This is a genomic window from Vibrio sp. G-C-1 (genome assembly GCF_021728015.1).
GTDB classification, from domain to species: domain Bacteria; phylum Pseudomonadota; class Gammaproteobacteria; order Enterobacterales; family Vibrionaceae; genus Vibrio; species Vibrio splendidus.
In genome coordinates, this window is sequence record NZ_JAKKCR010000016.1 from 106,242 (window position 1) to 121,988 (window position 15,747).

The 15,747-nt window shown below is 44.7% G+C and carries 15 protein-coding genes; 7 read left to right on the forward strand and 8 right to left on the reverse strand.

Annotated elements, in window-relative coordinates:
* Positions 1-32 precede the first annotated feature (32 nt).
* Together L3V36_RS20435 and pta are read right to left on the reverse strand one after the other, a co-directional pair.
* Positions 33-797, reverse strand: a complete 765-nt coding sequence (locus tag L3V36_RS20435) for a TSUP family transporter (protein WP_208775374.1) — start codon at positions 795-797, stop codon at positions 33-35.
* A gap of 68 nt (positions 798-865) precedes the next feature.
* On the reverse strand, positions 866-1,939 hold the full coding sequence (pta, locus tag L3V36_RS20440) for a phosphate acetyltransferase (RefSeq protein WP_208775376.1): 1,074 nt from the start codon (positions 1,937-1,939) through the stop codon (positions 866-868).
* A gap of 153 nt (positions 1,940-2,092) precedes the next feature.
* Between pta and L3V36_RS20445 the strand changes: the two genes are divergently transcribed.
* Together L3V36_RS20445 and L3V36_RS20450 are read left to right on the forward strand one after the other, a co-directional pair.
* The gene (locus L3V36_RS20445) at positions 2,093-2,881 is read left to right on the forward strand and encodes an IclR family transcriptional regulator (RefSeq protein ID WP_004731927.1); all 789 of its coding nucleotides are present in this window, start codon (positions 2,093-2,095) and stop codon (positions 2,879-2,881) included.
* 180 nt (positions 2,882-3,061) lie between these two features.
* Positions 3,062-4,489, forward strand: a complete 1,428-nt coding sequence (locus tag L3V36_RS20450) for an NAD-dependent succinate-semialdehyde dehydrogenase (protein ID WP_208775378.1) — start codon at positions 3,062-3,064, stop codon at positions 4,487-4,489.
* 155 nt (positions 4,490-4,644) lie between these two features.
* Here L3V36_RS20450 and L3V36_RS20455 read toward each other — a convergent pair whose 3' ends face one another.
* The 3 genes from L3V36_RS20455 to L3V36_RS20465 form a co-directional block, all read right to left on the reverse strand.
* Complete coding sequence (locus tag L3V36_RS20455) at positions 4,645-5,409, reverse strand: hydratase (protein ID WP_121602677.1); 765 nt, start codon at positions 5,407-5,409, stop codon at positions 4,645-4,647.
* 206 nt (positions 5,410-5,615) lie between these two features.
* The gene (locus L3V36_RS20460) at positions 5,616-5,921 is read right to left on the reverse strand and encodes a DUF3861 domain-containing protein (RefSeq protein ID WP_017071499.1); all 306 of its coding nucleotides are present in this window, start codon (positions 5,919-5,921) and stop codon (positions 5,616-5,618) included.
* Positions 5,922-5,954: 33 nt separating this feature from the next.
* Positions 5,955-6,446 (reverse strand): DUF2798 domain-containing protein, encoded by a 492-nt coding sequence (locus L3V36_RS20465; protein ID WP_208775380.1) that lies wholly within the window; start codon positions 6,444-6,446, stop codon positions 5,955-5,957.
* A gap of 97 nt (positions 6,447-6,543) precedes the next feature.
* Here L3V36_RS20465 and L3V36_RS20470 point away from each other — a divergent pair, with 97 nt between their 5' ends.
* Positions 6,544-6,969, forward strand: coding sequence for a MarR family winged helix-turn-helix transcriptional regulator (locus tag L3V36_RS20470; protein ID WP_017060573.1), 426 nt, complete (start codon positions 6,544-6,546; stop codon positions 6,967-6,969).
* A gap of 130 nt (positions 6,970-7,099) precedes the next feature.
* Here the strand turns inward: L3V36_RS20470 and L3V36_RS20475 are convergent, their stop codons facing one another.
* Positions 7,100-8,164 (reverse strand): MBL fold metallo-hydrolase, encoded by a 1,065-nt coding sequence (locus L3V36_RS20475; RefSeq protein ID WP_102566508.1) that lies wholly within the window; start codon positions 8,162-8,164, stop codon positions 7,100-7,102.
* A gap of 187 nt (positions 8,165-8,351) precedes the next feature.
* On the reverse strand, positions 8,352-10,136 hold the full coding sequence (locus tag L3V36_RS20480) for an SgrR family transcriptional regulator (RefSeq protein WP_208775382.1): 1,785 nt from the start codon (positions 10,134-10,136) through the stop codon (positions 8,352-8,354).
* A 603-nt stretch (positions 10,137-10,739) separates the two neighbouring features.
* Between L3V36_RS20480 and rimK the strand changes: the two genes are divergently transcribed.
* Together rimK and L3V36_RS20490 are read left to right on the forward strand one after the other, a co-directional pair.
* On the forward strand, positions 10,740-11,645 hold the full coding sequence (gene rimK / locus L3V36_RS20485) for a 30S ribosomal protein S6--L-glutamate ligase (RefSeq protein WP_010428457.1): 906 nt from the start codon (positions 10,740-10,742) through the stop codon (positions 11,643-11,645).
* A gap of 32 nt (positions 11,646-11,677) precedes the next feature.
* Positions 11,678-12,106, forward strand: a complete 429-nt coding sequence (locus L3V36_RS20490; protein ID WP_004733090.1) for a RimK/LysX family protein — start codon at positions 11,678-11,680, stop codon at positions 12,104-12,106.
* 75 nt (positions 12,107-12,181) lie between these two features.
* Here L3V36_RS20490 and L3V36_RS20495 read toward each other — a convergent pair whose 3' ends face one another.
* Positions 12,182-12,970: an MBL fold metallo-hydrolase gene (locus tag L3V36_RS20495; protein ID WP_102446944.1), complete on the reverse strand. Its 789-nt coding sequence runs from the start codon at positions 12,968-12,970 to the stop codon at positions 12,182-12,184.
* Positions 12,971-13,370: 400 nt separating this feature from the next.
* On the opposite strand from L3V36_RS20495, the gene L3V36_RS20500 reads away from it, so the two are divergent.
* Together L3V36_RS20500 and L3V36_RS20505 are read left to right on the forward strand one after the other, a co-directional pair.
* On the forward strand, positions 13,371-13,973 hold the full coding sequence (locus L3V36_RS20500; protein ID WP_102446943.1) for a 2OG-Fe(II) oxygenase: 603 nt from the start codon (positions 13,371-13,373) through the stop codon (positions 13,971-13,973).
* A 287-nt stretch (positions 13,974-14,260) separates the two neighbouring features.
* Complete coding sequence (locus L3V36_RS20505) at positions 14,261-15,553, forward strand: extracellular solute-binding protein (RefSeq protein ID WP_102446942.1); 1,293 nt, start codon at positions 14,261-14,263, stop codon at positions 15,551-15,553.
* Positions 15,554-15,747 lie beyond the last annotated feature (194 nt).

Here is a 15,747-nt window from a genome sequence, read left to right on the forward strand (position 1 = left end):
CCTTCAAAGATAATTTTGATAAAGAAAACGTTCTAAGTCAAAAACAACGACCATACAGAGACCGCCATCAAGTACCCACCAATCAACATCAACACAATAAACACTAACTTTCTGAGTTGATCATTAGACAACGGCGGTGGGAAACGTCGAGCAAACATCGTGACAAGCGCCACCAAGGGGACAGCAATAGCAGATAACCACAGTATGCTCTGTTCCATGTCGCCTGCAGCGTAGACGTTGACAGTACGCGACATCGACGTACAAGCGAAAACCATCAGCAGTGTGCTTCGCACCAGATCGAGCGTAAAAGGCTGCCGATAAAGATGATAAACAATCGGTGGACCTGCCATCCCAAACAACCCACCCGCTAAGCCAGAGCTAAAGCCTGAGACAAGGAAAGTTACCGTTGCCGAACGGTTCTTTCTGGTTTTAGGTTTGAACATAAAACTCAAACCTGCGAATAGCACCATCGCACCCAATAGTCCTCGGAGAATATGCGTTGCCGAATCGCTTAACTCGTCCAGCAAGTACACCCCCATCGAAACGCCGGGAATAATACCGATGACCAACACCACAAGAATCTTGAGTTCCCCAAGCAGTGGCTTACCCATCAATGCGACCAAGCAATTGAACAAGGTCACAATACTGACCACAGCGGCTATAACGGGTAAGGAAACCAGATTAAGGCTAACCGTTAAACCAATCACGATGATACCGAGGCCAAATCCGGTGACAGTTTGAAAATAGGTACCCACCGCGATGGTGGCAAGAATAGCGAGTAAAACAGGTAACTCCATCAGCAGTCCTAGTTAGGTTGTTTTTGGGGGTTGATTTAAATGTGAGTATCAGCTTCAGGAGCTAGATTTTAGTATCTAAAATCAAATGTCGATTCATCTCTTTTTTCAGAATCAGCCGCCGCGTCAGTCTTTGAATTTGCTGTTTTTCCTTGCTGCGCTTGTACCGCGGTCACCGCGATCACATTAAAGATGTCTTGTGCGTTACACCCTCTTGATAAGTCATTCGCAGGTTGATTCAACCCTTGTAACAGTGGACCAATCGCAACTGCCCCTCCTAATCTTTCCGCAAGCTTATAACCAATATTACCGGCTTCTAAATTGGGAAATATCAACACGTTCGATTGACCTTTCACCTCTGAATCTGGCAGCTTCTTCGCGGCAATCTCAGTCACAATCGCGGCATCGAGTTGAACATCCTGATCGACGGCGATTCCGGGACAACGCTGTTTCACGAGTTGAGCCGCGGTACGAACCTTATCGACCGATTCGTGCTTGGCACTGCCGTTGGTCGAAAACGACAGCATTGCGACTTTAGGTTCTTCCATCAGTAGCGTTTGAGCGCTGTTTGATGCGGCCACTGCAATCGATGCTAGCTCGGTTTCATTGGGGTTAATCACCAAACCACAGTCACTGAAAATCATGCCGCCTTTAAGATTATGGAAAGGCTCACACAACATCATCAGAAAGAAACTGGACACCAATTCACTGTCTGGCGCGGGGCCGATAATCTGAAGCGCAGCTCGCACCACATCAGACGTGGTATAAACCGCACCATTAACTGTGCCATCCACCAGCCCCTCTCTGACCATCAAATTGGCAAAAACGAGCGGGTCTAGAACCAGCTCTAGCGCATCATCGTAAGTCATACCTTTCGCTTTTCTTAATGTATACAACCGCTCAGCGAGCACTTCTTTGAGTGATGACGCCTGTGGGGAAACAATATGAATGCCCACAAGATCAATGTGATGCAATTCTGCAGCAGCGATGATCGCTGGTTCATCCCCGACTAGGGTGATGTAAGCGAGCTGTTTGTCTATCGCCATTCTTGCGGCTGCTAGTACTCGCGGGTCCTCAGCTTCACTCAAAACCACTCGCTTACGATCTAAGTGAGCCTTGTCAATAATCCGTTCAATCGCCTTCATCTTAAATTCCATTTATTGAGATTAATTGTTCCATAATTTATATTTATATTATTGGAATAATAAAAAAGGTCAAATTTTATTCAGATAATTGAAGAATAATGATTTGGTATGTACACTCTTAAGCATAGACATATCGCAAGGATGGATCATTATATGCAAACAGAAACACCACCAGTTCAAGGGGATACACCGACTCTCCGACTTTTTGCACTATTAGAGGTGATAGCGCAAAAAGACGAGTTTATTTCTCTTCAAGGATTAGTCGAAGAAACTGGACTGCCAAAACCTACGCTGCACCGAATGCTTCAGCAGTTAGAAGCGGCAGGCATTATTCAAAGAGACGGCGATGAGAAGCACTACAGCTCAGGTATTCGACTCAGAAAGCTTGCCGAAAACCTATTGTTGAATAGCACCATGCACAGTGCCCGACGCACTATTCTTGAAAACCTGAGAGCAGAAGTTGGTGAAAGCTGTAACCTAACGGCGCTATCAAGTGGTGAAATCATCTATCTTGATCGCGCAGAAACTGAAGCACCCCTTCGTTTTCATCTACACCCAGGTTCTCGCGTCCCAGTGCATTGCTCAGCAAGCGGAAAACTGTTTTTGGCGCACATGTCTAAGTCACAGCGCAGACGATTAATTGAAAATGTGCCACTGACTCAATACACAGTGAACACCATTACCGACTATTCGATGTTAGAGAAAGACATCGAAGAAGCGAAAATCCAAGGCTTTGCGATTGATGACGAAGAGTTTTTGCCCGGCTTAGTCTGTATCGCGGTACTGATTCCGTCATCTACGGGTCAATCAAACCTCGGCCTAGCGATACAAGCGCCTGTAATTCGAGTCAAGCCTGATGAAGCGATCAAGTACCTACCCGCTCTTCAGAAAGCCGCGAAAGCGCTAGCGAAAATAGAGTCTGATAATTGGAGTCAACAATAGGTCATTTTCTTAGACCGCTTCGAGTGGCTATCGCTTCGCAAGCAACAACTTAAGCACGAATGAACTAACGAACTAACGACCACAATCTTCGACCAATCAACGGTTGGTCGAAGTCATTTGAACACTCGCCAACCCGCATATAAGCAACACGTCTAAAGTAATCACAACAAAGGAATCACGATGCTAAACATTAAGAACCAGCACTTACTCTCTTTTATGGTGACAGAAGCGAACAACGCAGTTGCAGTCACAAACCCAGCGACAGGTGAACTCGTCGGACACGCACCTATTTCATCACAAGCAGAGTTAGCAAACGCGATTGAACGTGCTCATGTTGCACAGAAAGAGTGGGCCAAGGTTCCAGCTAAATCTCGTGCTGCATCACTGCACCGTTGGCACCAACTGATCATTGAAAACAAAGAAGATCTGGCTCGAATCATGACGATTGAGCAGGGTAAACCGTTAGCAGAAGCGACAGGCGAAGTCGTGTATGGCGCGAGCTTTATTGAGTGGTTTGCAGAAGAAGCCAAGCGTACTTATGGTGATTCTATTCCTAGCACAGTCGCTGGCAAACGCTTGGTGACCATCAAGCAGCCTATTGGAGTCGCGTGTGCAATTACGCCATGGAACTTCCCTATTGCAATGATCACTCGTAAAGCAGCACCTGCCCTAGCCGCTGGTTGTAGCTTCGTCGTAAAACCTTCAGATGAAACACCGCTTTCTGCGTTTGCTGTGGTTGAACTGGCTTATCAAGCGGGCATCCCTAAAGATCTACTTCAAGTCGTTCTTGGTGAAAGCCCTGAGCAAGTTGGCAACCTATTCACTTCTCATCCACTGATCAAAAAAATCTCTTTCACAGGCTCGACTCGAGTGGGCAGTATCTTGATGGCTCAAGCGGCAAAAGGCATCAAACGCACTTCTATGGAGCTCGGTGGCAACGCACCTTTTATTGTGTTTGACGATGCCGACATCGATGCGGCCGTTCAAGGCGCAATGGCGTCGAAATTCCGTAATGCGGGACAAACATGTGTCTGTGCAAACCGTTTCTATGTTCACAGTAAAGTGTACGATGAGTTCGTGGCTAAATTCGATCAAGCGGTTCAGCAGCTTAAGATTGGTAACGGCTTAGATGAAGGTGTCACCATTGGTCCTGTTGTCAGTCAGAATGCGAAGAACAACATCCAAGCATTAATAGACAGAGCAGTAGAACAAGGCGCGACACCTGTGACGCAAACTCAAGAGCTTGATGGGCTTTTCCTTCAGCCTGTCATTCTGAAAAATGTGAAACACAGCATGGACATTGTTCAGCAAGAGATCTTTGGTCCTGTCGCTCCTGTGATGCAATTCGAGACAGACGAAGAGCTTATTGAGATGGCAAACGACACCATTTATGGATTAGCGTCGTACTTCTACAGTCAGAACATTCATCGAGTATGGAACATCGCAGAGGCACTTGAGTACGGTATGGTCGGTATTAATGATGGCCTCATCTCAACCGAGGTCGCGCCCTTCGGCGGTGTTAAGCAATCAGGTATTGGCCGTGAAGGCGCAAAAGAAGGCATCGATGAGTACATGGATATTAAGTATCTGTGTTTTGGTAGTAACTAGGTATTAGAAGTAGTTAAATTTCGCATTCACTCGTTTTAATGGTAACGAGCACTAAAATAAGAGTCGTATTAGACTCTTATTGCTCCAGAAAGTAGAAAAGGCTATTTACTCATCAGTAAACAGCCTTTCGATAACAAATAGTACGCCGCTAGAAGTTAGCGTTTCTGCTTGAACGTTACTTGGTATTCGCCAATGCCTTCGTAGTGGAAGGTCGTTGGCTTATCGAATCCCATTTCTACGATACCGCAGTAAGAGCCCGTGATAATGGCTTCACCCGCTTGGAAATCAACACCACGACGAGTCATGTAGTTAATCAGCCAGTAGATTGGGCTTGGCGGTAATGTATTTGGGTGCTTACCATCGAATGCTTGAACTTGTTCGCCTTGGGTCACTTCAATGTTGATCTCAGCAGAAGTGAACGCTTTTTCGCGGTCAATCTCAGGGCCAATGAACAGACCTTGGTTCACTAGGCCATCAGCAAGCTTTTCATAGAACTCAGCGCCGCTGTCATCCGCAAAACGAGATTGCATTAACTCAAGTGCCATATGGCAAGAGCCAATCGCTTCGTTGATTTGCTCTTCGCTGTAACCTTCTTGGCTTGCAGGCAAGCTCTTAGCAAGAGTAAATGCAATTTCAGGCTCAACACGTACTACGTCGTTGTCAGCAAACAGTTCGCAAACCTCGCCTTGTTGAACACTACCCGAAAAGATAGGCGCAACAATGAACTTGTCTTCAGCTAAAGGAAGCAAACACTTCCAACCACCGACTTTATCGCTTTTCAAATCGATCATTGATGATTGGATCTTTAGCGCATCTTCCAAGTTATTCGGACGGTACTGTTCGTCCAATCTTGGTGCTTTGGTGCCTGCAACGCGACGACTCAACAGTTCTTCAGCTGCTTGCTTAAATACATTTGTCATATAATACCACCTTTAGTTTTATGACCAGTATAATATCGGATTTCTTAAAGCTTGAATAGACAATTAAACAACGGTGCAACACCGAAAATTTAGTCCTCAATTTTCGCATATTCTAGACGCAAACAACTGAAACTATTTTGATTTAAATGTAAATAAAGCCAGTAAGTTGGTTACTGGCTTTTCGATGTATTACTGATGATTAGGCTTTACTGCCCTTTCAATGTCTTCTTCAGATTCTGCATGAAGTTTCTGAAGTGAGGCATGAAATCAACAAACAGAGGGTGCTTTCTATCTTGCATCATCATTGGGCCAAGTAAGCGGATGCTCACCCCGAGTCGCGCTGCAGATTGCTCGTCTAAGCCGCTGTCTTGTTTGATCTTCTCAACAATCGCGAACATGTTTTCTCTGTCTTCAATTTCAAACTGCATGGTTTGAAGTTCACGGTCTTCTTTAACGCTCACTTCTTCAATAGTGATGCGGTAGTTATTGTGTTTACCTGTAAATGCTTTCATGTGGATCTCCTACAATGCTGTGAAATGTTTTGGCTAGCTCTTCATGAGTCGTTCAAGCTTAGGTTTAACCGTCATCGACATTACGACCATGATCGTAAGGCCAACAGGAAGCGCGGCAATAAATCCATTAAACCATCCACTGGTAAACGCCGATGTATCCGAAAATCCAATATTATTTGCAGCTGTTACAAATGCCATGATGGACTCCATGATAAAAGCCATGATCAGTCCCACGATCAGGTTGCGTACTTTCTCGCCATAAGTTGTGAACACTCTAGCAACGGCTTTGGTGACTAAAGCCATCATCACCGCGCCCATTGGCATCATGATCACGACAACAAGGGCTAATGAAGAAAGCCAGTTGCCAATAAATGCCTCACCGAATCCGACATTCATGTAAGTCATCACGGCCGTTAAACTGCCGCCAATCGTTAGCATTAAGCTCATCATGACCAAAATTTTGTATAAAACCGGTGTGCCTTTTTGCTCAGGAAGAGTTAGCGTTAGAGTTGCTTGAATCGTCATATCTATTTCCTGTCTTGAATTTACGAACAATTAAGTTGATAATGTCAACTATAAATACAGTAGTTGACAATGTCAGCTACATTTCTAAGGATCGTTTATGTCTGATAACACATCGCTAGAGTCTATCTTTCGTTTAGTGCACTCTTTGAAACGTCAAATGAGCGAACAGATTGAGAGCTTAGACTCAGAGATCGCACCTATGAACATTCGTGTCATGAAGATCATTACCAAGAAGTCTCCATGTACCGCTATCGATATCGCACACTTCCTAGATCGTGATAAAGCACAGGTCACTCGGCTCATTAATGCCTTGATCAATCAGGAACTTGTGAAGAAGTCTCCGAACCCGGAAGACAAGCGCAGCCAGTTATTGGTTCTGACTGATAAGGGTCAAGAGATCATGAGTAAGGTCTCGGATATCGATCGAGACATGCTGAAGAGAATGACCAAAGGCATGGCCGAAGACGAGTTAGAACAATTCAGAAAAATTGCGAAGAAAATGGCGCAGAACTTAGAAAGCTGATCTTCAAAACGAAACGAAAAAACGCCACCGAATCGAATGATCGGTGGCGTTTTTTGTATCAACTGGCTTTATATAGATTAGCAGTATGACTACTTCTAACTTAGATGAGAGTGTTAATTAGATGTCCGTTCTAATTATTCGATGCCAGTTTCCACCATGCCTGAACAGGTACGGGCTCTGAGATCACCAAACGTTCACCCATCACAGGGCTTACCATTTGCACATCTCGCTCTTTGCTAATCGCCAGAGCTTGTTCCATTGGATCTTGCCAATCGTGCATAGAAAGGTCGAAGGTACTGTTGTGGATTGGCATCATCACCTTACCTTGCAGGTCAATGTGGGCCTGAACGCTCTGCTCTGGGAACATATGAATATCCGCCCAAAGAGAGTTATACGCGCCCGTTTCAACCATGGTTAAATCAAACGGCCCGAAGCGGTCGCCAATCTCTTTAAAGCCGCTGAAGTAACCGGAGTCACCGCTAAAGAAGACTTTTTTGTCGGAAGCGTTAATAACCCAGCTACCCCACAGTGTTTGGTCACGATCAAGTAAGCCACGCCCAGAGAAATGCTGTGTCGGCGTCAAAGTGAACTCAATATCTGAGGCCGTTGCCGATTCCCACCAATTCAATTCGATGATCTTCTCTTTATCCACTCCCCATTTTTCCAATAGTGCGCCCACTCTTAATGGCACTAAGAACGTCCCCACTTTGTCAGCGAGCACCTTAACGGCACCTTTGTCTAAATGGTCGTAGTGATCGTGGCTGATCACCACCACATCAATATCGGGTAGGTCTTGCAGTGTGATTGGTGTCGGATGAAAACGCTTTGGTCCCATCCATTGCACCGGTGATGCACGATCACTGAACACAGGGTCAGTCATCACTAACTTGCCATCCAGCTTCATCATCACGCTTGAGTGACCCAAGCGGTAAGCAACGTCGTCTTGTTCTTCGATCAATTGCTCAGCTGTCATTGGAATCAAAGGCAATGCAGCGCGCGGCACGGGCTCGTTTCTTTCCACAGTCACGTATGCTTTCAAGATTGAAAAAATATCAGACATACCCGATTTGTATTCCAGCTCACTGTTTACAAACTTCTTTGGAAGCTTATCTAGATTGTCGTTTGATTGTGAACCTGTGCTTACGATAGCGACCACGGCAAGTACTCCTAAAATCGGTAATAGATATTTTTTCATTGGTATCTCTTTAATCATTGGGTCTATCCCAACGCAAAAACTACACTGACTAGTGTACATATCAAAATCAAAAAGTAAACCAATGAGTGTAATTTTTCATTTATCTAGACGTGAGCGTGCCAAAGTCGATTTTGGAAAAACCGACTTTGAAAACGAGCTAACTTAGTTATTTAGTTAGTAAGAAAGGTTAATCAGCAGACCATACATTCTTGAAGTCTGGCCAGCCCCAGTTTGTGATGGCGACGTTTTTCAAAATGCCTTGGAAACGAACTGTTTGTAGGTGATGGAACATAGGCACTAGCCAATAATCAGAAATCAACGTGGATGCAACGGGCTCCAACTCTGCCAAGTAATTAGGCAGTTCAACGGATGCTTTATGAAGATCTAAACGCTGCTTGAGCCAATCACTGTTCACCTCTCCCAAAGCAGAGTGCAAAACAGGATCATTCATCATCCACGAAAACAGCGAAGACGGGGCATTGTCATCGAGGTTGAGGTTACACAACACCAGATCCTCCTTTAACTCGCCACTCTGAGAGAGCTGCGCCAACTCTCGAAAACTGTAGGTGTTCACCTCAACTTCCACACCATATCTTTTGAGTATGTCGGATACGCAAATCGCACATCGATACAACGCATAATAGTCGTAAACTGCAATACTCATCTTTTTCGGCAATTGAGCTTCTTTCGAAGGCGTTCGATACAATTTATGCCAACTTGGCAGTATATTTTGAGCTAAAGAGACACTGAACAAACCCTTGTTTTTTTCCAGCTGAGATAAAATAGCTTGTGGGTTGGTCAGTTCTGAAAGGTATTTTCGCTGCTCATTATTAAGCGGAGTTGCCGCTGAATTCTGATTGAACAGGATAAACAAGCACCCATCTTCGACTCGGCTACGAAGGCCGTCTGTGTCTGCTGAAACAAGCTCCGTATCGCTTTTCCCTAGCTGATGGAAACAAGAAGAATCTTCATAAGACGAGACTTGCATTTGGCTGTCATCGAATCGAGCACTGCCTGTCATCGATTCTTCAAACTGCCAGATGGTCACCTCATCGGTTAAAGACCGACAACCATAATAGAGCTCAAATGCCGCGAGCTTGATCCGTTCATTATTGGTCTCAACCACTTTAAATGGACCGGTACCAATAACTGCATGTGACACCGAGTTTAATGGCGATGGCTCACGAGTTACTTGCGCTGCGGGTTGAATCGAATACTTAACGCCAGCAAGTAAACCAGCAAAACCAGTATCTGCTTTGGTGAGTTGAAAGCTGACCCTCAATGGCTGCTCACTGTAAACCGAAGCAACATGGGCTAGCTCTGTCTGATAAAAAGGTAAGGTTTGCAAGGCTGAAAACAACGAAACGAGTTGCTTGGCGTCGACGGGTTGCCCATCGTGAAAGGTTAGGCCGGGGCGCAAATAGAAAGTCCAAACCAACTTTTCAGCATCATATTCCCAATGGTGCGCCAGTTCAGGCTTCAACTCGCCCTTACCATTACAAGTGACTAAGCAACTGAACACCTGCCTGATCAAAAAGCGTTCGCTACTGCGGTGAATATGATGTGGGAACAGGTCTTCAAACTTACGCTTATAGGTCAATTGAACGTGAAGCAATCCTTCACGCATCGTCGCGCCAGAGGTTTCTTGAAGGAGAGAACCAAATACAGCGCGGTCATTGTCTAAAAGTGAGAGCGCTTTTTCGTACTTACCCTGCTCTATCAGTTTACCGGCAACGTGTTGAGTCAGCTGTTGATTACTAAAGCGCAAAGTCAAATTTGAACGTTGATTCCTACCGACTTTTGGCTCCCAAATTACCCATTCAGCCTGATGCATCTTGCCTAACAAAGTTCGTGCATGGCGTAAACTGGTGAACAGCTTGTCTGCGACCTCGGTTAAGGTCACCGAGTGTGAAAGATTAGGCTCAAACGAATCCAGCCTTGTGTAGTAACGCATCATGTTTAGATCAGACAAATAATGAACCTTTTTAGAAACAACCCTTCCTGATTAAGCCCATTATAAAACACATCAGTCAAAAAGTAGCGATAAAAGACAAAAACAGGAACAACTTAGTAAAAACCCATCTGTTTATTACTTCCTATTAAGTAACCATAATTAATGGGTCAACAAGGAACTTTGAGCTCCCACCAAAGCCTAATACAAGAGAAGTAATCATCATGAGAAAATACTATCTTAATAAGCTAAAAAGCACCTGTAGCAAGCTCGAAAGAGAAGCACTACGAACACTTATAGAGCTATGTAACTGGCGTTATTAGTACACTTTTAAGCACCGAGTTAACGCGAGTTGAGTACAACCTAATAGGCTCCTACCCCCAATATGAGTTAGGTCTCAACTCGCTTTTCCATTCCAAACTCCCTCTCAACCTAGTTGTACCAATCGCTCACACATTCGATAAATTTCCGTTGTCGACTCGACAAATTTAATTCGTTTTCTTAGTTAAACGAAAAGCCTTAAGGTTCGCCCCGAAGCAAGCAAAGAGCCTCAGAAAAACTGAAAGCTCAGCTAACAACTCATTTATTTGCAGTTACCAATCAGGTATTAACTAAGGAAACGCCATGCGTATCGCAATTCTTTCTCGCAACGAAAACCTATACTCTACTTCTCGCTTAAAAGCGGCTGGAGAAGCTCGTGGTCACCAGGTCGATGTTATCGACACGCTGCACTGTGATATAGATATCGCGAGTAACAATCCGAAGATTCGCTACATGGGTGAAGAGCTACCTCAATACGATGCTGTTATTCCACGTATTGGCGCTTCCATTACCTTTTACGGCACTGCGGTTGTTCGCCAATTCGAAATGATGGGCACTTTTTGTATCAATGAGTCAGTAGCAATCAGTCGTTCTCGCGACAAACTGCGCTCACTACAGCTGTTGTCTCGTAAAGGTATTGGCTTACCAAAAACTGGTTTCGCTAGCCGCCCAGACAAGATTCAAGACTTGATCAAAAACGTAGGTGGCGCGCCACTGGTTATCAAGCTTCTTGAAGGTACTCAAGGTATCGGCGTGGTTCTAGCAGAAACAAACAAAGCAGCTGAAAGCGTTATCGAAGCATTCATGGGCCTAAAAGCGAACATCTTGGTTCAAGAGTTCATTGAAGAAGCTAATGGCGCAGACATTCGTTGTTTTGTTGTGGGTAACAAGGTTATTGCAGCAATGAAACGCCAAGCTGGTGAGGGTGAATTCCGCTCTAACCTGCACCGTGGCGGTACAGCTCAATTGGTTAAACTAACCAAAGAAGAGCGCGCTACAGCGATCAATGCAGCTAAAATCATGGGGTTAAACCTATGTGGTGTCGATATTCTACAATCTAAGAATGGCCCTGTTGTAATGGAAGTGAACTCTTCTCCAGGCCTAGAAGGTATCGAGAAAGCGACAGGTAAAGATGTAGCAGACATGATTTTCGGATTTATCGAGAAAAATGCAAAACCAAACGCTAACCGTACTCGTGGCAAAGGCTGATTAAACGCCGTTTACTCATGATTGGAAAAAACATGAACAATAAAATGATCATAGGGAATACAGAAGCACTTTGCTTACCAGAGTTAGGGATAACTGGACTACATACGCGTGTTGATACAGGGGCTCAAACCTCTTCTCTACACGTAGACAATCTACTATGTGTAAAAACAGATGGTGAAAACTTCGTTGAGTTCGATCTTCACCCAGACGTTTACCACCTAGAAGAGACAGTGCGCTGCAAGGCGAAGCTGAAAACGAGTAAAAGAATCAAATCATCGAACGGCGAAGTTGAACACCGTTGTGTGATTGAAACCATGCTAAAAATTGGTGGTCAGGAATGGCCTATCGATATCACGCTAAGTAACCGTCAAGATATGACTTATATGATGCTGCTTGGTCGTCAAGGCATGAGTGACAAAGTGATTGTTGACCCTGCGGGCGAATTTCTAATTTCTCACTAATTGAACTGCTCCACAGCTCAAATAGTGAGTCAACAACACGTATTAATTAAGGCCAGTCTTTGAGACTGGCCTTAATTATTTATGGCGATTTTTTTTATCTTTAAACCCAAACCGCCAAACAGATTTTAGCAAACCTTTGAGTTTGATTTTGGTCACTCGCCAATGTGTCACTGGCCTTCTTGGCGCACTCATCAGCAGATGTTCAAACGCTTGCTCACTCAAGTTCACTTGTCCCCCATGCGCCACCAGCAAAGTGTCGAGCTGCATTTCATAGATACGAGATACCGACTCTCGATACTTATTGGGATGAAAAATTGGGAAAGGCGGAATCAGCTTCTTTTTGACCTCGACCATCAAGTCCGCCACATAAGCAACGCTGTGTGATGGGCAATAGACAGAGAGATCTCTATCGGTATGGCCCGGAGTTTCCAGAACCAACCAATCATCAAAGCCAGGAATGCTATCACCATCCGACAGCTTGTAGTCCGGCTTCAGCCTTCTTGAATACCATAGGTTTGCTTTGGGCTTGCCCAATCGGTTCGCCATCCACCGTGCTAATGCCAAATCGGTCAAATGCATCAATATGCCATCGATGCCGTGGTACCAATCCTTATCTCGATTTGCTGCAACCAAATTACAATTCGTGAGCTTTCTGAGTTTGTGTGCTGCTCCTGCGTGATCTGGATGCATGTGCGTCACAACCACTGTGTGTAGGTCGCTAAATTCACGGCCAAGATCATCTTCAATGAAAACTTTAAGGTGGGGAATATCCGCTCGGCACGCACCATCAAGTAACAACAACCTGTCAGGGTACTCTACGAGATACATGTCTTGGATATAGCCTTTAATGGTATGCAGCTGCAAAACCGCTCCTTGTGATAAAACAACTGGTCAGACCTATACAATAACAAATCCAACTTCAATTGTGATCATTTTGTTAACAACAATCTAAAACCGGATAGAGAACTCGAATCAAGATTTCTATTGGTATTCACTAAATTACTCAAATCCAACGTTACTCAAAACCAATGTTACTCAAATCCAATTCAACTCAGAAGAATGGGAACAGATTCCAAAGATGAGCATCAATTTCATCCGATAATTTTCAGCATTATCGAATGCCCGCATTGCCGTAAACCTTGCTCTATAGGCCTTGCGATTCAAGCTGCCAACACCATTTATCGTAACGACAAAACATGTGATTTGTTGACCTAAGTTATTCGGACTATATATGCGCCTCTAATTTATTGTCTGAGTACTATACATGAACCAATTGATCGATGCTCTTTCTACCCAAGGTTACTTTGTTTGGGATGACTTCTTAACTCACGAAGAAGTGGTGGCATTGAGGGATTGCATTCCAGAGAACTGGAAAAAGGCTAGGATCGGCCGTAACGATGACGTAGCACGAGAAGCAACGATTCGTAGTGACAAAATTCAGTGGGTACGCCGTGATATGGGCGGACCAGCATCTCTGTTCCTAGACAAAATGGAACAAATTCGTTTAGCGGCAAACCAAGCGTTCTTTTTAGGTCTGTTCGAATACGAAGCGCACTTTGCAAAATATGAAAAAGATGATTTTTACCAGAAGCACTTAGACTGCTTCAAAGGCAACGAAAACCGCCGCCTGACCACAGTATTCTACATGAATGACGAATGGTCTGAGGAAGACGCAGGGGAGCTCGTGGTTTACGATTTAAAAGACAATCACATCGCGACCATTCCACCAAAGGGTGGTCGACTGTTGGTATTCTTGTCTGAACAGTTCCCACACGAGGTACTGCCAACCAACACAGAGCGATTCAGTATCGCTGGTTGGTTCCGTATTAACGGTGTGAAAGACAACCAATTGGACATCGCACACTAAGACTGTATCCACATCGAACCTTCTTCTAAGCCTCTCCATCGAGAGGCTTTTTTATTGAACAACAGTTGTCCAATAAAACGCCTTAAAAACCGAACATGTTCAACATCAAAACCATCAATAACTTTTCTCTTAAATAAAATCGAAACGAATCTTTCATATCACTGAAACGGTTTAGCCACGTAAGTGAAATATGGCCTGTTCAAGATAGCTTCAAACGACACCCCTACCGTCTCGTTAATACTCTAATTCAATACCTCTACATCGATTTCATCCAAAAGGAAAAGAAGATGAATAAGCTAATTTTGGCAGGCGTTCTTTCCGCAACAGCGGCAATGCCAGCGTTCGCAACGACTCAAGTCACTTGGTGGCACGCAATGGGCGGCCAACTTGGAGAAACCGTCAATAAAATTGCGACTGACTTTAATGCGTCACAAGATGATTACAAGATCACGCCAATCTATAAAGGTTCATACACAGAGACCTTAACAGCGGGTATCGCAGCATATCGAGCAAGCGAAGCTCCTAACATTCTACAAGTATTCGATGCCGGTGCTGCAACCATCATGAACGCTAAAGGTGTCGCCAAACCCGTACAAGATATTCTGGTTGAGTCTGGCTACAACTTTAATTCGAACGACTACCTAGCTGGCGTTCGTAACTTCTATGCAGACAGCCAAGGCAAGATGATTGGTATGCCTTTCAACAGTTCGACCCCAGTTCTTTACTACAACAAAGACCTTCTTGCGGAAGTAGGTGCAGAGGCACCTAAAACTTATGAAGAACTAGAAGTCGTTGCTAAAAAGCTGAAGGCAGACGGACACATCGCGTTTTCTCAATCTCTAACGCCATGGATCATGTTCGAGAACTTCAAGTCTCGCCATAACCTGCCAGTCTCTGACCAGAACAACGGCTACGACGGCCTATCCACTAAGATCATGTTCAACACCAAAGACATGATGATGCACGTTAGCAAGATGAAAGAGTGGTCAGATCTAGGTTATTACAAGTATTACGGCAGCGATTGGGATGCAAACCAAACGCCTTTCGAGCGCCAAGAAGTGGCAATGTGGATGGGCTCTTCAGGTTCATTCGGTGGTTTACGTAACCGCGTACCTTTCGAGTTAGGCACAACTTACCTTCCATACTGGAAATCAGTTAACCCGGATGCTGGCTTAACCTTCATTGGTGGTGCCGCTCTGTTTGCACTCAATGGCCATGACCAGAAACAGGACAAAGGTGTGGCAGCATTCTTTGACTACCTGACTAAGCCTGAAACTCAGGTTTACTGGCACAAAACCACTGGCTATGTACCTGTAACAACCGCTGCATATGAACTAGCGAAAGAGTCTGGTTACTACAAAGAACAGCCAGACGCGGAAGTGGGCGTAAAGCAGCTAAGCCTTAAATCGGGCGAGTGGACTAAAGGCTACCGCCTAGGTTATTACCCGCAGATCCGTGAAGTGATGCACCGTGAGTTCGATAACATCTTCGCAGGCCGCTCTAGTGTCGAGAACAGCCTAGACAAGGTCGAAGATGAGAGCAGCAAACTACTGAAACGCTTCGCTCGAACCATGAACTAATTCTGCTTTTTAGCTAGAGCAGATAACTGAACTGAAGGCTTAACACACCAAAAGCCGTTCATTGCTCCTCATCACTTGTCACTGCGTTATTAAAAACGTAATGGCAAGGCGTGGGGAGGTTCTTCATTAGCGCCATTTCTTGCTCCAACAACGATAACTCAACTGGATGCATGCCTTGATATCGCGCTAGTGGT